The 19,359-nt window shown below is 67.7% G+C and carries 17 protein-coding genes; 6 read left to right on the top strand and 11 right to left on the bottom strand.

Features of this window, described 5'->3' with window-relative positions; genetic code table 11:
* Window positions 1-92: 92 nt before the first annotated feature.
* On the top strand, window positions 93-506 hold the full coding sequence (locus ACIBCN_RS16475; RefSeq protein ID WP_396992372.1) for a PPOX class F420-dependent oxidoreductase: 414 nt from the start codon (window positions 93-95) through the stop codon (window positions 504-506).
* 20 nt (window positions 507-526) lie between these two features.
* Here ACIBCN_RS16475 and ACIBCN_RS16470 read toward each other — a convergent pair whose 3' ends face one another.
* Window positions 527-1,987 carry an MFS transporter gene (locus ACIBCN_RS16470; protein ID WP_396992371.1) on the bottom strand — a complete coding sequence of 487 codons (1,461 nt, stop codon included), beginning with the start codon at window positions 1,985-1,987 and terminating at the stop codon, window positions 527-529.
* A 234-nt stretch (window positions 1,988-2,221) separates the two neighbouring features.
* A complete protein-coding gene (gene cobA, locus ACIBCN_RS16465; protein ID WP_396992591.1) occupies window positions 2,222-3,427 on the bottom strand; it encodes a uroporphyrinogen-III C-methyltransferase in 1,206 nt (401 codons plus the stop codon).
* A 220-nt stretch (window positions 3,428-3,647) separates the two neighbouring features.
* Between cobA and ACIBCN_RS16460 the strand changes: the two genes are divergently transcribed.
* From ACIBCN_RS16460 to ACIBCN_RS16450, 3 genes are all read left to right on the top strand, one after another.
* Window positions 3,648-4,622: a hypothetical protein gene (locus tag ACIBCN_RS16460; RefSeq protein ID WP_396992370.1), complete on the top strand. Its 975-nt coding sequence runs from the start codon at window positions 3,648-3,650 to the stop codon at window positions 4,620-4,622.
* Window positions 4,623-4,795: 173 nt separating this feature from the next.
* Window positions 4,796-5,269: a nucleoside deaminase gene (locus ACIBCN_RS16455; RefSeq protein WP_396992369.1), complete on the top strand. Its 474-nt coding sequence runs from the start codon at window positions 4,796-4,798 to the stop codon at window positions 5,267-5,269.
* A 35-nt stretch (window positions 5,270-5,304) separates the two neighbouring features.
* Window positions 5,305-6,264 (top strand): isopenicillin N synthase family dioxygenase, encoded by a 960-nt coding sequence (locus ACIBCN_RS16450; RefSeq protein WP_396992368.1) that lies wholly within the window; start codon window positions 5,305-5,307, stop codon window positions 6,262-6,264.
* 10 nt (window positions 6,265-6,274) lie between these two features.
* On the opposite strand, the gene ACIBCN_RS16445 is transcribed toward ACIBCN_RS16450, so the two are convergent.
* Window positions 6,275-7,636 (bottom strand): DoxX family protein, encoded by a 1,362-nt coding sequence (locus ACIBCN_RS16445; RefSeq protein ID WP_396992367.1) that lies wholly within the window; start codon window positions 7,634-7,636, stop codon window positions 6,275-6,277.
* Window positions 7,637-7,786: 150 nt separating this feature from the next.
* Window positions 7,787-9,085, bottom strand: coding sequence for a DoxX family protein (locus tag ACIBCN_RS16440; protein WP_396992366.1), 1,299 nt, complete (start codon window positions 9,083-9,085; stop codon window positions 7,787-7,789).
* 430 nt (window positions 9,086-9,515) lie between these two features.
* Between ACIBCN_RS16440 and ACIBCN_RS16435 the strand changes: the two genes are divergently transcribed.
* Window positions 9,516-10,646, top strand: coding sequence for a phosphotransferase family protein (locus ACIBCN_RS16435; protein ID WP_396992365.1), 1,131 nt, complete (start codon window positions 9,516-9,518; stop codon window positions 10,644-10,646).
* 8 nt (window positions 10,647-10,654) lie between these two features.
* On the top strand, window positions 10,655-11,752 hold the full coding sequence (locus tag ACIBCN_RS16430) for a hypothetical protein (RefSeq protein ID WP_396992364.1): 1,098 nt from the start codon (window positions 10,655-10,657) through the stop codon (window positions 11,750-11,752).
* A gap of 1 nt (window position 11,753) precedes the next feature.
* Here ACIBCN_RS16430 and ACIBCN_RS16425 read toward each other — a convergent pair whose 3' ends face one another.
* From ACIBCN_RS16425 to mqo, 7 genes are all read right to left on the bottom strand, one after another.
* Window positions 11,754-12,146, bottom strand: coding sequence for a VOC family protein (locus ACIBCN_RS16425; RefSeq protein ID WP_396992363.1), 393 nt, complete (start codon window positions 12,144-12,146; stop codon window positions 11,754-11,756).
* A 74-nt stretch (window positions 12,147-12,220) separates the two neighbouring features.
* Entirely contained in the window at window positions 12,221-12,604 is a 384-nt protein-coding gene (locus ACIBCN_RS16420; RefSeq protein ID WP_396992362.1) for a cobalamin biosynthesis protein, read from the bottom strand.
* Window positions 12,605-12,700: 96 nt separating this feature from the next.
* Complete coding sequence (locus ACIBCN_RS16415; protein WP_396992361.1) at window positions 12,701-14,155, bottom strand: cobyrinate a,c-diamide synthase; 1,455 nt, start codon at window positions 14,153-14,155, stop codon at window positions 12,701-12,703.
* A 193-nt stretch (window positions 14,156-14,348) separates the two neighbouring features.
* Entirely contained in the window at window positions 14,349-14,963 is a 615-nt protein-coding gene (cobO, locus tag ACIBCN_RS16410) for a cob(I)yrinic acid a,c-diamide adenosyltransferase (protein WP_396992360.1), read from the bottom strand.
* Between the two features lie 194 nt (window positions 14,964-15,157).
* Entirely contained in the window at window positions 15,158-17,191 is a 2,034-nt protein-coding gene (locus tag ACIBCN_RS16405; protein WP_396992590.1) for a magnesium chelatase subunit D family protein, read from the bottom strand.
* 137 nt (window positions 17,192-17,328) lie between these two features.
* Entirely contained in the window at window positions 17,329-17,778 is a 450-nt protein-coding gene (locus tag ACIBCN_RS16400) for a GNAT family N-acetyltransferase (RefSeq protein ID WP_396992359.1), read from the bottom strand.
* Window positions 17,779-17,796: 18 nt separating this feature from the next.
* Window positions 17,797-19,326: a malate dehydrogenase (quinone) gene (gene mqo / locus ACIBCN_RS16395; RefSeq protein WP_396992358.1), complete on the bottom strand. Its 1,530-nt coding sequence runs from the start codon at window positions 19,324-19,326 to the stop codon at window positions 17,797-17,799.
* Between the last annotated feature and the right edge of the window lie 33 nt (window positions 19,327-19,359).

Raw genomic sequence — 19,359 nt, 5'->3', positions numbered from 1 at the left:
GCATTCTGGCGACGGCCGGGGCCGACCGCATGGTCGGTCCCGGCTTTCGCCGGACCGGAATGCCATTGGCCCCCGGGGTGTTCCAGTTAGGCGTGACCGATACCACTGAGCTTTCCGACGATCTGAAGAAGTATCTGGACGAGTCGAAGGTGTTCGCGACCGCGGCGACGATCGGGCCCAATGGGCAACCACACCTGACCGTCATCTGGCTGAAGCGCGACGGCGACGATCTGCTGTTCTCCACCACCACCACGCGTCAGCAAGGCAAGAACCTGGCCCGCGATCCGCGGATCACCGTGCTGATCCTGCCGCCGGAAGACCCGTACAAGTACGCGGAGATCCGCGGCACCGCGACGCTCACGCCGGATCCGGACAAAACCCTGCCGGACGAGCTGTCGGACAAATACACCGGGCAGAAGTACTCGGACTTCAATCCCGCCTCGGTCAACGACGGCCCGCGGATCACCGTCCGCGTAACGCCGCGCAAGGTCGCCGGTCGATTCTGAAAACCGCGGGCCCGGCAGGTTCAGGCCTGCTGGGCCTCTTCCTGCGCGTGCTGCGCCTGGGCGACCTGCGCCGCCGTGTATCGGATGGCCAGCGCGACCAACAGGGTCAGCAGGACGCCGACGCCGCATAGGAACAGCGCAAGGGTGTAGCCGCCGCTCAGCGCGTCGAGCTGCGAGGTGTTCATCGCGCTCGGCTTGATGGTGTTGCTGCCGCCCAGCGCCAAGCTGCGCGAGACCACGACCGGGCCGAGGAATCCCAGGGCCAAGGCCGGTCCGAACGCCAGCAACATCTGGCCGACCGCGCTCAGCGGGCCGATCTCGGTGATCTCGACGCCCACGATCAAGCACAGCGGCACGATGACCAGCACGATGCCGACGCCAGTGCCGATCACCAGGAACAGCACGAGCAATGTGGGCAGGTTCGCGGTGCGGTCCAGGGTCGAGCCGAACACCAGGGCGACGGCCGCCAGGCCCGCGCCGGCGCCGATCAGGATCCGCGGCGCCACCCGCATGACCAGCTTGGAAGTCAGCCCGCCGCCGATGCCCATGCCGATGGTGAACGGAATGAAAATCAGACCGGCCTGTAAAGCGCTATAGCCCAGCACATTCTGCACGTACTGCGCGCCGAAGACAGAGATGCCGCCCATCACCCCGCTGGCCAGCAGCACCGCGACGAAGGTCGCGACCCGGTCCTGGCTGCTGAACAGCGACCAGGGCAGCAGCGGATTGTCCACGTTGCGCTCGGCCAGGATGAAGGTGATCAGCAGGACGCCGCCGGTCACCAGCGAACCGATGATCACGGGGTGGCCCCACCCCAGCACGGGACCCTCCATGCCCCCGAACACCAGCGTGGCGACGCCGATGGTGGCCAGCACGGCACCGCGCACGTCGAGGGAGAGGCGATGGTGTCCGGTGTCGCGCAGGTAGCGCAGCGCCCCCACGAAAACCAGCAGGCCGATCGGCACGTTTATCAGGAAGATGCCGCGCCACCACACATCGGCCAGCGCGCCGCCGACCACCAGGCCGCCGACCGAGCCGACACCGACCATCGCGCCGAAGATCGCGATGGCCTGATTGCGCGCCTTGCCCGGCGCGAAGGTCGTCGCGACCAGGGCCAGGGCCGTGGGCGAGGCGAAGGCCGCGCCGACGCCCTGTACGGCCCGCATACCGATCAGCATCCCGCCGTTGATCGCCAGACCACACAGCAGCGAGGAGAAGGTGAACAGGCCGACCCCGAGCAGGAACATCTTCTTGCGCCCGAATGCGTCGCCGACCCGACCTCCGAGCAGCATGAGCCCGGCATAGGTGAGTGCGTAGGACGTGATCACCCAGTTCGCGCTGGACGCGGACATCCCGAAATCCGCCTGCAACCGCGGGACCACCAGAATCATGACCGTGCCATCCAGCACGCTCATCAGCTGCATCCCACTGAGGACGAGAATCGCGAGCCCGAAAGCCCGCTGTGTCACTGGATACTGCATCTGCGCAGCGGGATTCTGGAGCACAGTGAGCCACTGTAATTGATTCCGGCGGGCACCCGGCTTCGGATGCGCGCCCGGCCGATGCGCCAGGCTGTGCGCGCTGCCGCCGGTCCCCACACACGGTCGCCGCGGAGCTCGACCGCCCGCGCGCCGAAGGTAGTCAGCCGACAGCTCGGGCAGCCGATGCCCCGAATCGCGCGTCGCTCACCGCCGGTCGATAGACAACCGCTCGGGTCAGCCGGCCGTCGAATCGGCGGCCGCCGAGAAACCCGCGGTCGGACCGATCACTACGATCGCGGGCGGGCGGATGCCTTCCGCTTTGACGCGCGCGGCGACGGTGCCGAGGTCGGCGCGCACCACGCGTTGGGTGCGCATGGTGCCCTCTTGGATGACCGTGGCCGGGGTGGTTGCGGGGCGGCCGTTCTCGATGAGGACGGTGGCGAATTGTTCGATGCGTTCGACGGCCATCATCAGGACGACGGTGCCGCGCAGGCGCGCGAGGGCGGGCCAGTCGACCAGGGAGTCCGGATGGTCGGGGGCCACGTGGCCGCTGACCACGACGAATTCGTGGGTGACGCCGCGGTGGGTCACCGGGATGCCCGCCGCCGCGGGAACGGAGATCGGGCTGGTGATGCCGGGGACAACGGTGACCGGAATGCCCGCCTCGACGCACGCCTCGAGTTCCTCGAAGCCCCGGCCGAATACGTACGGGTCGCCACCTTTGAGCCGGACCACGAACTTGCCCGCTTTGGCGCCCTCGATGAGCGCGGCATTGATCGCGTCCTGGGCCATCGCTCGCCCGTACGGGATCTTCGCCGCGTCGATCACCTCGACGTCGGGACCGAGTTCGGCCAGCAGTTCCGGCGGGGCGAGGCGGTCGGCGACCACCAGATTCGCGCGACCGAGCAGGCGGCGGCCGCGCACGGTGATCAGGTCCGGATCGCCGGGCCCGCCGCCGACCAGCGCGACGCCCGGCGTGATCGGCGTCGAATCATCGGTCACCACACCGGATTGCAGCGCCTCCAGCAGCGCGTTGCGGACCGCGGCCGAGCGGCGATGCTGGCCGCCCGCCAGTACGCCGAGGGTCATGCCGTCGTAGCGGGCGGTCGCCGGAGTGACCGCGGTGCCGAGCCGTGCGTTGTCGGCGCGCACGCAGAAGATCCGGCGGCGCGTGGCCTCCTCGACGACGGCTGCGTTGGTTTCCGGTTCGTCGGTGCAGGCCATCACGTACCAGGCGCCGTCCAGGTCGCCGTCGGCGTAGGCCCGCAGCGTGACGGTGAGCTGCCCGGACGTCGCCATGCCCTCGACCGCGGGGGTCACCTCGCGGCTCACCACATGCACGTCCGCGCCGGAGGCGATCAGCAGCCCGAGCCTGCGCTGCGCGACGGTGCCGCCGCCGACCACGACGACGCGGCGGCCGTCGAGATCGAGCCCGACCAGATAGTTCGGGTCGCCCTCGTGTGGCGCGGCGGTATCGGATACCGCCTGGTCGGCGGTGTGGTCTGACGTGTTCGGCACAATTTTCGAGCCTACGGCCTCGGTTCGGCGCGACGGCAATCGACTCGGTCACCGCGGGTCCGAGGGCGAGTCAGCGGGAACCGGTCGAGGGCCCGGTGCGCACCGGATCGGCCATCGGCTGATCGTTCCTATACTCGGGCGCATGAAGCGCTGGAGCCGGACAGTAGAGATGGCGGCCGCCTCGATAGCTCTGGCCGTCGTGCCCGCCACAGCCGGTGTGGCGCACGCTGATCCGGCACCCTACGTGCCGACGCAGGGTGTCGAGTCGAAGTACTTCCAGGCGGGTCCGGCGGCGGTGACCGAGCGGCTCGGATTCGGGTGCTGCGACAGCACCGGGGCGAAGTTCGATATCTGGTATCCCACGGATCTGGGTACCGCGCGGCATCCGATCGTGCTGTGGGGTGACGGGACCGATGCGGTGCCGAGTCAATACTCCTATCTGCTGCGGCATTTGGCGTCGTGGGGCTTTGTCGTGATCGGCACCGAGAATCAGAAAACTGGGTCCGGGGCCGACATTCGGAAGTCGCTGGATTACCTGCTTGCGCAGGACGATGATCCGGCGAGCGTGTTCTACGGGAAGCTGGACAAGGCGGCGATCGGCGCGATGGGTCATTCGCAAGGAGCCGCCGGAGTGCTGAACGCACTGCGCGATTCGGGCGGGGCCATCAAAACCGCGGTGCCGCTGGAGCTTCCGGCTCAGCACTTCTGTTCTACCGCCAGCACCTGTGCCGATACCCGGTCGCTGACAACGGGTTCGGTGTTTCTGGTGAACGGGTCCGCCGATGGACTCATCTCGCCCTCGCAGCAGCTGGTGCCCTGGCAGGTGGAGGGGTTGCAGTCGAATCAGGGGTATTACGAGGCGACTCCGGCGAATCTGGCCAAGGTGTGGGGCACGCTCAACGGTCCGAATCACAACGACGTGCAGGGGCAGCCGGACTGCGCGGCCGCGTCGGTTCCGTGTGTGACCGGGGTGTACGGCTATCTCGGGTATCCGACGGCGTGGCTGATGGCGCAGTTGCGCGGCGATGCCACCGCGGCCGATATCTTCCGCGCCGGTGGTGAGTTCTGCACGCCAACGCCGAATTGGCACAACCAGATCAGCGCCGTCACCGGATGAGCCGGCCCGGACGGGCGAACTGTCCACTCCATGGTGCCGACTGGCTTACGGTTCGTCCGTTGCCCAGCGGCCCGGCACTAACGAGTTCAACCTAGCCCGCACCACCGACACAGAATGGAGGACGGCGCTTCCCCCCTCGTGGTGAACGAGGGGGTATCCGCGCTAAACATCCAATGACGCAGTCGATACCGGCACGACAACTGCTCGAGGTGGCCTACGACGAGGCGCGGCTCGGGCTCGCCGAGGGTGGCATCCCGATCGGCGCGGCGCTGTTCGCCGCCGACGGCACGCTGCTCGGCCGCGGCCACAACCGCCGTGTGCAGTCCGGCGATCCCAGCATGCACGCCGAGACCGACGCCTTCCGCGCCGCGGGCCGCCGCCGCGACTACGGGTCGACGATCATGGTGACCACCCTGTCGCCGTGCTGGTACTGCAGCGGCCTGGTCCGCCAGTTCGGCATCGGCTCGGTGCTCGTCGGCGAATCGCAGACCTTCTACGGCGGCCACGACTGGCTGGCCGAGAACGGTGTCGCGGTAACGGTTCTGGAGGACGATCGTTGCGTCGAGATGATGACCAAGTTCATCACCGAGAACCCCGCGCTCTGGAACGAAGACATCGGCGTCGCCGACGAGGTCGAGCCGCAATGAACACCTGACCTGCCGCAGCAGAGAGTGAGACGTTGATGAACGCGATCGCATCGATCGATCTGTCCCGGTGGCGAACCGGCGGTGCCGCGGCCGCCGAGGTCGAGCGCGAGGTGGACGAGGGGCTGCGTCGCGCCGGGTTCCTGCTGGTCCACGGGCACGGCGTACCGGAGGGTCTGGCAGGCCAGGTGCGCGCGGCGGCGCGGCGGTTCTTCGCGCTGCCGCACGCGGTGAAGGAGAAGTACGCCGTCACGGTCGGCGGGCGCGGGTGGATCGGGCCGGGCAAGGAGGCCAACGGCTACGCGGAGGGCACCGAGACGCCGCCCGATCTGAAGGAGACCTTCGCCATCGGCGCGGACACCGCGACCGGCGATCGACGGGTCGACGACGTCTGGTTCCTGCCCAACGTCTGGCCGGACGAGGTGCTCGAGCTCCGCGAATTGGCGACCGCCTACACCGCCGCCGCACACATCCTGTCCGACGAACTACTCGCCCTGTTCGCGGCCGCACTTCACTTGCCCGCCAACCCCTTTCAGTCCTTGGCCGCCTGCCCCACCTGGACCTGCAACATCAACCACTACCCGCCGATGACCGTGGTCGGCGCACCGCAGCATGGCCAGTTCCGGATCGGCCCGCACACCGATTTCGGCACCGTCACCGTGCTGGACCGCGAGCCCGGCGCGGGCGGCCTGCAGGTGTTCACCGAGGTGGAAGGCTGGGCCGACGCACCCTACGACCCCGCCGCCCTTACGGTGAATATCGGTGACCTGCTTGCCTATTGGAGCGGCGAACGCTGGCCGTCCGGCCGGCACCGGGTGCTGCCACCGCAAGCGCAAGCGCCAGCGGAAGACCTGGTGTCCCTCATCTACTTCTACGAACTCGACCACGACGCCGTCGTCACCCCACTCGAACCCCCGATCGGCCGAGTAACCGGCCGACCCCCGGTCGTCTCCGCGGCCTTCCTACGCACCCGCCTCGACGCCATCACGATCGGCTGAACACAGTTGGTCAGCTGAAGTGGGGGTAGTCCTGGACCCACTTGAACTCGGTGCTGCGCAACGGGAACGACTTCAGGTCCACCTGTTCGAGCGACAGAGTCACCTGGTGGCCGCGCAGCTGACCGTCCAGCCGTAACCGATCCGGTGCCGATTGGCTGTAGGTGAAGGTCCCGATCGGAGTCGGCGCACGCTTCCCACGCACATCGTCACCCGCCGCCTGCGCCACCGTGATCGTGTGCGCCGCACTGTCGACGACGCCGCGCACCGGAACCAGTCTGCCGTCCATCTGCTGGTATGCCATCCCTCTGATGTCGAAAACAACCCGCCGCCAACGATTTTGATCCGTCGTCAACGGCGCGACGGGCTGACCGTCCTGGCTGAACTCCGACACCGCCCAAATCCCGTACAGCGGTGGCTTCGGCGCACCTCCGCCGGCCTCTTTCCAGCCCTTCAGATCGTCGGGGACGATGCTGACCAGCACCCACAGCAGCAGCGCGACCTGCCCGGCGATCGCCACCCGCCGCCACCGTCGCGCGTGGAACAGCTCCGGTTGCCGCGCCGGATCCGTCGAACGTTGCAGGACAAGCACGTTCGCCAGCCTCTTCGCTTGCGGCGCCAGCACCACCAGCGACAGCAGCAGCAAATGAAACGACAGAATCTTCACCGGCACAGCGAAGGTCATGTTCAGCACGAACACCTGGGCCATGCTCACCACGCTGATCATCGCGCCCAGGGTCGTGGTCCTCGGCAGGAACAGCAGCAGTCCGCCGAGCACTTCCGCGGAGCCGAGCAACATCTCGTAGACGGGGGAGCTGCCGACTTGCAGCCACAGCACACCGGTCAGCGGGAAATTCCCATAGGGCGTGAGCAAGTTCATGAGCGACGGCTCGGGCATCTGCAAGGGAATCAGCTTCCCGAACCCGTAGATCAGCATCGTCGCGCCAAGGCACAACCGGACGAAGAGCAGGAACCACGCGTGCAGCGCTTGGTAATTCGGGCGCCGTCGATCCAGCACGGACCACCCGACGGTCGCCGCGACGGCTGTTACCAAGATGCAGAACACGAAGATCCAGATGATCGCCTGGTCGCCGCTGCCCGAATCCAGGTGCAGCGCGACGTCGGCCCCGAAGACGCTCCTGCCCACCCACTCGAGCGCAGGACTCAGCGGGTACAACAACCCCTGGGATGCCCAGGCCGGGAGCTGCTTGCCGAAAATCCCGGCGTAGACGAGCGGCAACCCGAATCCCACGCAGATCAGCACGAAATAGCCGAAAGAGAAGCGGAACGCGATGCGGGTCAACAGGCTCCACTCGGGGTGCGCGGCTTCACCAGGGCTATCGTGCTCGACCGTTTTCACACCGACCGCCGTCACAACGAACCTCCAGATCCCCGTACGTCCCGTAAGCCGACGGTATCCAGCCGAACGAGGTTCCGCCTCCGGGAGATCCCCGAGTCCCCCCTCCATCGCAAGTCGTACCGGCACCCGCAGCCGCACGCCCTTGATAGCGTGCGGCTGCGTTCGTCAGCTGAAGTGAGGGTAGTCCTGAACCCACTTGAACTCGGTGCTGCGCAACGGGAACGACTTCAGGTCCACCTGTTCGAGCGCGAGGGTGACGTGGTGGCCGTTGAGTTGGCCGTCCAGGTTCAACCGGTTCGGTGTGGGTTGGCTGTAGGTGAACGAAGCGAGCTGGGTCGGCTGCGCCTGCGCGATGCCACCTGGCAAGGTGTCACCTGCCGCCTGGGACACCGTGAGGGTTTGTGCCTGGCTGTCGACCGCGCCGACGACCGGCACCAGTGTGCCGTCCATCTTCTGATAGGTCATGCCGCCGATGTCGAAAACCACCCGCTGCCAACGGTCTTGGTCGGTGGTCAGCGGCGGGATCGGCTGACCGTCCTGACTGAACTCCGACACCGTCCATATCCCGTACAGTGCGGGCTTCGCGGCTCCGCCACTTTCGTTCCAGAACTCTATGTCCGGTTGCACTTGGCCGACCAGCACCCACACGGCGAGCACCGCCTGCACACCGACCGCGATCAACCGGACGCGACGCGAACGGAACGGCTCAGGCTGCGTGGCAGGCTCCGACGACCGTTGCAGCACAAGCACCTTCGCCAGTCGCCCGGCCTGCGGCGCGAGCAGCACCAGCGAGATCAGCATGAGGTGACCGGCCAGGATCTTCACCGGCACATCGAAGGTCATGTTCAGGATGAACACCTGCATCATGCTCACCAGGCTGATCATCGCGCCGAGCGTCGCGGTCCGCGGCAGGAACAGCAGCAGGCCACCGAGCACTTCCGCGCAGCCGAGCAGGATCTCGTAGACGGGCGAACTACCGACCTGCATCCAGAGGACGGCCGCCGGGGTGAAGTCGCCGTACTGCGTGAGCAGGGTGGCCAGCGGCGGCTGCGGCATCTGGGACGGAATGACCTTGGCCATGCCGTAGAAGAGCATCTGCCCGCCGAGGCAGAGCCGCAGGAAGAGCAGATACCAGGCGAGCAACCGCTGATAGTTCGGGCGATGGCGATCCAGCGCGGTCCACAGCGCCGTCGTCAGCACGGCGACTACCAGGATGCTGAACAGGAATACCCAGATGATCGCCTGGTCGCCGCTGCCGGAATCCAGATGCAGCTGGACGTCCGCGTCGAAGACGTGCCGTCCGACCCATTCCCAGACCGGGCTCAGCGGATACAGGAATCCATTGATCGCGCGCTCGGGGAGCTTTGGACCGAGCACTCCGGCGAACACGAACAGGAACTGCGAAAATATCAGGCAGAACAGGCCGAAGTAGGTGAAGCAGAACCGGAAGGCGATGCCGGTCAACAGGTTCCACCTCGAGTTCGCACTCTCGATGTCCGAGACCTTCGTGACGCTGTCCCGATCGACCGATTCCGTACTGACAGCATTCACAACGAACCCTCCCGATCCGAATACTCATGACGAACCGACGGTATCGATTGGCGCGGTGCGCGGACCTCCAGGAAACCCCTGGTCTTTACCTCCCTCATCAGTCGTACGTGCCAGCCACACCTAGCCGGTGGTGCCAGCCCGCGCAGGGCGAGCTGATCGGCCGGGCAGGCGCGGTACTCCCATGTCAAGGCCCGGTTCCGGCTAGTGAGCGGGTTCGCCGAACCTCGATCTTTTCCGCCCACGGCCCGACTAGAACGAGTTACTGTCGCGTATCGCGGCGGACCGCCGCCGATGTGGGCTGTGCGCAGGCACGCCCGCGCTTCATGGCGTCAGGAGGACAACGATGGCCGAAGATCCGGATCCCGCCAAGCGGCAGCAGCTGACCGTGAGCGAGCGCGATCTCGACGTGCTCGCCGAGGACTTGGCGCGCTGGCTGGATTCGAGGGTCTCCGCCGATCACCCGCCCAAGGTCTCCAACTTGTCGCGCCCGCAGGCGGGCGGAATGTCGAGCACCTCCATCCTTTTCGACGCCGAGTGGAGCGTGGACGGGCGGCACGAGAGCGGGTCGTTCGTCGCCAGGATGGCGCCGGAGACCGGGTCGTTCCCGGTGTTCGAGACCTACGATCTGGCCACCCAGTACCAGGTGATGGCCGCCGTCGCCGCGGCCACCGACGTACCGGTGCCGGGGCTGTGCTGGCTCGAAGAAGACGAGAAGGCGCTCGGCACACCGTTTTTCGTGATGAAACGGGTCGACGGACGCGTCCCGACGGACAACCCGCCGTACGTGTTCATCGGCTGGCTGTTCGACGCGACCGCGGCGGAACGCGCGCAACTCACCGCGAACACCGTCGAGGTGATCGCGAAGGTGCACGCCATCCCGGATCCGGCGGTCCACTTCCCGGCCCTGCGCGGGCCGGGCCAGTCGCTGCGCAGGCACGTCGAGGCCCAGAAGGCTTGGTACCGCTGGGCTTTGGCCGATGACGGCTTCGAGATCCCGTTGCTCGAGCAAACTTTCGCCTGGCTCGACGAGAATTGGCCCACCGATCCCGGACCGGACGTGCTCAGCTGGGGTGACGCGCGGCCCGGCAACATCATCTACCGCGATTTCGAGCCCGCGGCGGTGCTGGACTGGGAGATGGCCGCGCTGGGTCCGCGCGAACTCGACGTCGCCTGGGTGATCTTCATCCACCGGTTCTTCCAGGACATCGCCACCCGGTTCGACCAGCCGGGACTGCCCGACTTCCTGCGCCGCGCCGACGTCGTCGCGAAATACGAAGAGCTCACCGGTCATTCGGTGCGAAACCTGGAATGGCACATCATCTACGCCGCGCTGCGGCACGGCATCGTGATGGCCAGGGTGAAGCGCCGGATGATCCATTTCGGCGAGGACACCGACACCCCGGACCGGGACGACTATGTGATGCACCGAGCCAGCCTGGAGCGGCTGCTCGATGGAACCTACGAGTGGGATTGAGATAAGCCATGCCAGTTCCGTTGGACGAGTACCCAATTCATCAGACCGGACTATCGCTGGCCCGGGTGGCCAGCAGCGACCGAAACTTCTATGACCGCAGCTATTTCAACGGTCACAATCGCGACGGCGGCACCTTCTTCATCACCGGGTTCGGGGTGTACCCGAACCTCGGCGTGACCGACGCCTACGCCCTCGTCCGCCGCGGCGACGTGCAGCGCAGTGTTCGCTTCTCCGACGCGCTCGGTGACCGCGGCTTGGAGCAGCGGGTCGGCGGCTATCGCATCGAGGTGGTCGAGCCGCTGCAGCGGCTCCGGGTGATCTGCGAGCACGACGAGCTGTCGTTCGACCTCACCTGGGAGGGTGCCTTCCCCACCGTCCAGGAGCAGCCGCACCTGATCTTGTCGGGCAATCGGCCGATCATCGAGGCGAGCAGGTTCGCGCAGGTCGGCTCGTGGGCCGGGACGCTGCACGTCGACGGGGACGACATCACCGTCGACCCGGCCGTGTGGACCGGCACCCGGGATCGGTCGTGGGGCATCCGCCCGGTCGGCGAGAGCGAGCCGCCCGGCCGGATGGCCAGTGAGCCGTCCGGCGGTTTCTGGTGGATGTATGTGCCGCTGCGGTTCGACGATTTCGCGATCGTGATCATCGTGCAGGAGGAGCCGGACGGTAAGCGCACGTTGAACGATGCCGTGCGGATCTGGCCGGACGGGCGCACCGAGCAGCTCGGCTGGCCGCGCATCTCGATCGATTACCGTTCCGGCACCAGGATTCCCGTCGGCGCGCGGCTCGAACTGACCACGCCGGACGGGAAGCCGCTGGAGATCGAGGTGACCACGGGCACCAATGTGCCGCTGCATGTCGGTTGCGGGTACGGCGGCGATCCGGACTGGCTGCACGGCCAGTGGAAGGGGCGTGACTGGTCGTTGTCCAGCACGTACGACCTGACCGACCCGGCCATCGCCGCCCGAATTCCCTACGGCGTCATCGATCACGTGGCCCACGCCCGCTGCGGCGACGCGGAGGGCTGGGGCCTGTTCGAGCACGCCAGCCTCGGACGGCACGATCCCACCGGCTTCGCCGACTGGGGTTCGGTCGCCCCGTAGGTCAGTACGCGGGCCGGGCCAGCTCGGGGCGCTTGAGGTAGTCGGTCAGGCCGATCACATTGCCCCATGGATCGGACACCTCGACACTCCATCCGGTCGCGACTTCGAAGGGCGCGGTGAGCATTTCGACACCGCGCGCTTCGAGCTCCGCCGCGGCGGCCTGGGCGTCGGGCACTTCCAGCCAGACCCGCATCGCAGGCGGGGCGCCTTGGCCTGCGGCGGGGTCGACCATCGCCATGATGCCCGGTGTTTCCGCCGCGACTCCGAACAACGCGATCCCGCGCTCCGGCACTGTGAATCGCACCGAGAGCCCTAGCTGGTTCTCGTAGAACTCCACTGCCGCGGCCAGGTTGCCCACGGGAACCAGTACGTTATCGATCCCTCGGATATCCACTTCGTCATCAAACCACTCGGTGTCTGTCGGTTCACCTGATTCAATACACGGTGTGGCCCGGGCAGCCGCGGCGGCTATGTGCGCTGACGGTCGGGCGCGGGTGCGTCGCGTTGTGCCGCAGCGATAACGACGCCGTGAACGGTGCGTTTGGGGACGACCAGGATGCCGCCCTCGGCGGCGAGGATGGCGGCGGCCTCGGCGACACTAGCGGTACCGACCGCGGCCACCGTTCGCGAGTCCGGGTTGGGCACCGGCACTTCGGCCAGTTCAGCGGCGGTATAGGTGCGAATCGGCACGCCCAGTTCGGCTGCCGCTTCGATCAGACCGGGCTCTGCCCGTCGGTCGATGGTCGCCAGGCAGCTGATCTCGTTGAAGCCCAACACTTTGCGTACCACCGCCACGATACGATCCGCGGGGGTGCCGGGACGCAAGCCCAGGCCGACAGCTAGTTCAGTCACTGATCACCTTTCGAGCTGAGCACAATGGAGAGTGTCACACGCGGGCCGAGGCTCGGCGGCGTGCCATTTCGGCAGTAGTCGTCTTGTCGAACAGATTCAACGACTGGCACGGGCACCCGCGTACACCGCCGCGACTTCGACGAAACGGGTTGTGGCTTCGGGGTTTCCGGCGGGGTGGGTGTGCAGGTAGGAGGCGTGCACCTGCCGGACGAGCGCGCCCTCGCGTACGCGTGTGCCGTCGCTGCCGTGCCAGCCCCAGGCCGGGTTGCCTGCGGCTGCGGTGGTCAGGCGGGTCCGATGGAATTCGTGCCCACGGACGCGTTCCCCGGCGCGCCACAGCGGGGAATCCGCCAGCGCCACCGCATCCCGGTAGCCGAGGGTCAGGCGGGGGCCGAACTCGGCGTCGGCGTCGATCACCCCGGCCATGGGATGTCCGTCGAGTGAGCGTGTCAGGTACAGCAATCCCGCACATTCCGCATGCACCGGCATCCCCCGCCCGGCCCGCTCCGCCACGGCGGTCAGCAAGGCGGTGTTCGCCGCCAGTTCGGCCGCGTGCTCCTCCGGAAAACCGCCGGGGAGGACCAAACCTGCTGTACCGCCCGGCAATTCGTCAAGTAGTGGATCGAACACCGCCACCTGCGCGCCGGCAGCCAGCAACAGCTCGCGGTGCTCCGCATAGCCGAAGGTGAACGCGGGACCACCGGCCATCGCGATCAACGGGCCCGAGCTGGTGTCGTTCCATCCAGTCGAGTTGTCGGCCCCGGCCTGCGCGGCGACATCGGGACTGCCTGCACCGTTCTCGTGCGCCTCGGCAACTGGGTCCCAGGCCGGGCCGGCCGCGGTCGAACGCGCCAGCGCGGCGATCGCAGGCAGATCTACATGGGCCGCAACCAGATCCGTCATCGCGGACACGGCGGCGGTCGCGGCGGCTCCGTGCTCCACCGCGGGGATCAGCCCGAGATGCCGCGAGGGCACCTCCAATTCGGCCAGCCGCGGCAGCGATCCGAGCACCGGCAATCCGACCCGATCGCACGCAGCCCGCAGCACCTGATCATGCCGTTCGCTGCCGACCCGGTTCAGGATCACCCCGCCGAGCCGAACACTGCTGTCGAAGGTCGCGAAACCATGCAGCAGCGCCGCCAAACTCTGGCTGTGCCCGCGCGCGTCGACCACCAACACGACGGGCGCGCCGAGCAGACTCGCGACCTGCGCGGTGGACCCTTCGGCGACCGGGCCGGCATGGTTCTCATCGATGCGACCGTCGAACAGCCCCATCACGCCTTCGACCACCGCGAGATCACACTCCCGCGCACCGTGCTGATACAGCGGCACCACACGTTCCGCCCCAACGAGCACCGGATCAAGATTGCGTCCCGGCCGCCCCGCCGCCAACCCGTGATACCCGGGATCGATGTAATCCGGCCCCACCTTGAACGGCGCAACCCGATGCCCGGCCCGCCCCAACGCCCCGATCAACCCCGTCGCCACCGTGGTCTTCCCACTCCCCGAAGCCGGAGCGGCGATCACCACAGCGGGCACGCCCGCACTCACCAGGCACCCCCATCCCGCACTCGCTCGACGAGTGGCACCCAATAACCGCCGCCACTCGCCCCAAAGCCCGCCGCGGTCCGGTGTGGTGCGCCGACGGCAACCCGGCAGCGGCGGAATCCGCACTCTCTCTCGGGATCCGCACCGACTCTAGGGCCCCACACCTGGTACGGATCCCGAGAAAAGGTGCGGGAGTTCACCATTCGATGCCTCGTTGGCCCTTGCGGCCGGCGTCCATGGGGTGCTTGAGCTTGGTCATTTCGGTGACGAGGTCGGCGGCGTCGATGAGGGCCTGGGGGGCGTCGCGGCCGGTGATGACCACGTGTTGGTTGCCGGGGCGGTTGGTGAGCGTGTCCACGACCTCGTCGAGGTCGACCCAGCCCCATTTGAGCGGGTAGGTGAATTCGTCTAGGACGTAGAAGCGGTGCTGTTCGTCCTTCAGCCTGCGGGCGATCTCCTGCCACCCGGCCAGCGCGGCGGCGGCGTGGTCCTCGTCGGTGCCCGGCTTGCGGGTCCAGGACCAGCCTTCGCCCATCTTGTGCCACTCGACCGCGCCGCCCGCGCCGGTCTGCTCGTGCAGGGTGCCGAGGGTGCGGAAGGCCGCCTCCTCCCCCACCTTCCACTTGGCGCTCTTCACGAACTGGAACACCGCGACATCGAAACCCTGGTTCCAGGCGCGCAGCGCCATCCCGAACGCCGCGGTCGACTTGCCCTTGCCCGGGCCCGTATGGACCGCGAGCACCGGCTGATTCCGTCGCTGACGCGTGGTGAGTCCGTCGTCGGGCACGGTCTCCGGAACACCCTTAGGCATCGAATCTCCTTGTCAGTCCACGACTCATCGTCGAGCCGCTCACATCGTCGCGCCGATCCACCGACTGGTCCGCACCAGCACCTTGCCCGAACAGCGAGACCAGCCCACAACTACCCGAAACGGGTGTCAGCCACCGACGCCGGTCTCGCAGGCACCGAACTCCCGCGCAATGACGCCCGGCCACCGGCTGCGCGTCAAGCCGCGCGCACCGACGCCGGGCCAGACCGCCCAGCCCCCGCGCGCACCACGTCGGCGACCGAATCCCCGGTCAGTTCAGCCAATCTCAGGTATCCACCGCGCAGTTCGCGCGCCAGCTCGGCCGCGAGACCGAGCCGAATCATCCCGCGCTCGCAGTCGACCACGATCGAGGTGACCCGATCGTTCGCGAGCCGGGCCGCCGCCGCGCGGGCGCGCGGCAGCGGATCTATCCCGCCGGTGGCACGACCGTCGGTGAGCAGCACCAACATCGGGCGGCGACGCGGGTCGCGGACCCGCTCCCGCAGCACGATCTCGCGCGCCTTCAATAACCCCGCGGCGAGCGGCGTCTTGCCGCCGGTGCGCATCGCCGACAGCCGGCGCACGGCGATATCGACCGAAGACGTCGGCGGCAGCACAAGTTCGGCGTCCTGCCCACGCACGGTGATGACCGCGACCTTGTCGCGCCGCTGGTAGGAATCGCGCAGCAACGTGACGACCGCGCCGGTGACGGCGGACAGTCGATCCCTGGACGCCATCGACCCGGAAGCATCGACCACGAAAACGACCAGATTGCCTTCGCGCCCTTCGCGATACGCGCCACGCAGGTCCTCGGCAGCCAACTTCAGCGGACCATCGCCCCGGCCACGAGACCGCTGATGCGGCGCGGCGGCGAAGACGGTGCCGAGCAGGTGCAGACCGGTGGAGGTATCGGTGCTGGGACGAACGACCCGGCCGTGCCGTGACTCGGCTCGGGAGCGGCGACCGGGAGCTCCTTCTCCGATGCCGGGCACTTCCCAGCGCGGCGGCGACGCGGCAGCGGAAGCCGGTGTGCCACTGCGTCCTTCGCGAGCACTCGGCCGCTGCCCGCTGCCGGGACCGTCGGGCGGGGAGTCCGGGTCATCGTCCGGATTCTGATCCCCGTCAGCGGCGGACTGATCAGTGCCGAGATCCTCGGACTCCGGCTGATTCGCCCGCTCCGGCCCCTGCTCGCTCGACTCGAATTCGTCTGTGTCGCTGGGCGACTGCGCCTCACGATCCACTTCCTCGGCGGCCTCGCGCATCGCGTCGTCGAGCTGGTCCTCGCTGATCCCCGGCTCGTCGAACGGATCACGCCGACGCCGATGCGGCAGCGCGAGTTCGGCGGCGATCCGCACATCCTCCTCGGTGACCGCGTCCACGCCACGCCACGCGGCGTGCGCCGTCGCGGTCCGCGCGACCACCAGGTCCGCGCGCATGCCGTCGACGTCGAATGCGGCGCACAGCGCGGCAATTCGACGCAATTCCCCGTCATCCAGCCCGACCCGCGCGACCCGATCCCGCGCACCGAGGATGCGCTCGGCCACCGCCCGGTCCGCGCCGGCGTAGCTCTCGGCGAACCCCGCCGGATCGGCTTCGTAGTCGAGGCGTCGCCGCACCACCGTCATCCGGACGTCCACGTTCCGCGAGGCCGCCACGTCGACGGTGAGCCCGAACCGGTCCAGCAGCTGCGGGCGCAGTTCACCCTCCTCCGGATTCATGGTGCCGACGAGCACGAATCGTGCCGGATGCGAATGCGAGACGCCGTCGCGCTCGATGTGCACCCGGCCCATCGCCGCGGCATCGAGCAGCACGTCGACCAGATGGTCGTGCAGCAGGTTGACCTCGTCGACGTAGAGCACGCCGTGATGCGCGGCCGCCAGCAGTCCGGGCCGGAACGCCTGCTCGCCGTCGCGCAGCACCCGCTCCAGATCCAGCGAGCCGACCACGCGATCCTCGGTGGCGCCGACGGGCAGCTCGACGAGCCGCGCGGGCCGCGCACCGGTCTCGTCGACCACCGGCGGCAGCAGCTGCGCCAGCGCGCGCACCACGGTCGACTTCGCGGTGCCCTTCTCGCCGCGCACCAGCACACCGCCGATGCCGGGGTGTACCGCGCACAGGATCAGCGCCAGTTGCAGTCGCTCCTGACCGACCACGGCGGAGAACGGAAAACCTGCTTCCCCGTCGCCCGCCGTACGCGTGCGTGATCCGGTCGGCGAGTGCGGCGACGGCACTGTTTCGGCATGGGACAAAGACACGCCCCAACTCTATGCGCGCTCACCCCGCCGACCGACGCTGCCCTGCCCCGAACAGACAACCGCCCTCGTCGCAGGTCTGCGACGAGGGCGGCGGCCGAACAACGGCCCGACGATCACCCCTTGCGCATCGGAATGTGCAGGATCCCGTCTTCGTCGAATTCCTCGCCGTCGGGCTTGAACCCGTGCTTGGCGTACATGTCGACGAGATAGGTCTGCGCGTTCAACCGCACGGTCGCCGAGCCCACCTCGGCGAGCGCGGCCTGCAGCAGGCGGGTGGTGTAGCCGTGGCCGCGTGCCGGGACAACGGTGCAGAGGCGGCCGATGCGGAAGGACTTCACCCCGTCCTCGTGCTCCTCCAGCAACCGCAGCGTGGCGATCACCTCACCCTCGTCATCGAGCCAGAAGTGCCGGGTCTCCGGCAACAGGTCGAGCCCGTCCAGTTCCGGATACGCGCACTTCTGCTCCACGACAAAGACTTCTACGCGAAGTTTCAACAGCTGATAGAGGGTGGCGTTGTCGAGATCCAACGCCCATGACCGTTTGAGAGCAACCGTTGACATCATCGCCTGTTGCTATCACACCTAGCGGTTTGCCGCGACCCCCGCGTGCTTGGGCGTGTTATCTGTGCCACCCGTCAGGTTCAGCGTCTTGGACGTCCAATCCCACACTTCGCGGTACAACGCCTGGTCCTCGGACAGCTTGACGCCCAGTGAGGGAATCATCTCCTTCAGCTTCGGTGCCCAACCGGCGTACTCGGTGGGGAAGCAGCGCTGCATCACGTCGAGCATCGCGGTGACCCCCGTCGACGCACCCGGCGAGGCGCCGAGCAGACCCGCGATGGAGCCGTCCGCCGCGGCGACCACGGCGGTGCCGAATTCGAGCACGCCGCCCGCGCCCTTGCGCCGGATCACCTGCACGCGCTGGCCCGCGGTGATCAGCTCCCAGTCCCGGCCGTCGGCGCGCGGGATGAACTCCTTGAGCGTGTCCACCTTGCCCGCCTCGGACTTGAGCAGCTCGCTCACCAGGTACTTGGTGAGCCCCAGCTCGGTGACACCGACGCCGAGCAGCGAGAACAGGTTGTTCGGCTTCACCGACTTGAACAGATCGGTGAGCTTGCCCTCCTTGAGGAACTTCGGCGTCCAGCCCGCGTACGGGCCGAACAGCAGGCCGGGCACGCCGTTGATGACGCGAGTGTCCAAGTGCGGCACCGACATCGGCGGCGCGCCGACGGCGGCCTTGCCGTACACCTTGGCCTCGTGCTGTTGAATCAGGTCGGGGTTGGTGCAGCGGAAGAACTGACCGCTCACCGGGAAGCCGCCGAAGCCGTCGATCTCCTTGATGCCGGACTTCTGCAGCAGCGGCAGCGCACCGCCACCCGCGCCGACGAAGACGAATTTGCTGATGAGCGTGCGGGTTTCGCGGGTGCGCAGATTACGCACCTTGACCAGCCAGGATCCGTCGGACTGCTTGGACAGGTCGCGCACCTCGTGGCCGAAGGCCAGGTCCGCGCCGCTGGCGCCGAGGTAGGCGAGCAGTTCCTTGGTGAGCGAGCCGAAGTCGATGTCGGTGCCGCCGTCGGTCCAGTTCAGCGCGACCGGATCGGAGTAGTCACGACCGCGCGCCATCAGCGGGAGCCGCCGCGCGAATTCGTCGGGGCTGTCGATGTACTCCATGCCCTCGAACAACGGATGCCGCGACAGCGCCTCGTAGCGCTTGCGCAGGTAGTCGACGTTATCCGCGCCGTGCACGAAGCTCACGTGCGGAATCGGGTTGATGAACCTGGACGGGTCACCGAGGATGTTGTTCGCCACGGCGTAGGACCAGAACTGGCGCGACACCTGGAACCGCTCGTTGATGTCGATGGCTTTGCTGATGTCCACCGACCCGTCGGGGTTCTGCGGGCTGTAGTTCAGTTCGCACAGCGCGGAGTGTCCGGTGCCCGCGTTGTTCCACGGGTCGCTGCTCTCCGCCGAGGCGGCGTCGAGCCGCTCGAACAGGGAGATCGACCAATCGGGCTGCAGCTGGCGCAGCAGCGCACCGAGGGTGGCACTCATGATGCCGGCGCCGATGAGTACAACATCGGTCTTTTCAGTCATGGCAGCGTTCGGCACGGCTAGATCGACTTCCTTGTCCTTCTACGCGGG

It is taken from the genome of Nocardia sp. NPDC051052 (genome assembly GCF_044456045.1).
Taxonomy (GTDB): Bacteria; Actinomycetota; Actinomycetes; order Mycobacteriales; family Mycobacteriaceae; genus Nocardia.
The sequence above is the reverse complement of the archived record's forward strand: the minus strand, read 5'-3'. Positions and strand labels throughout refer to the sequence as shown.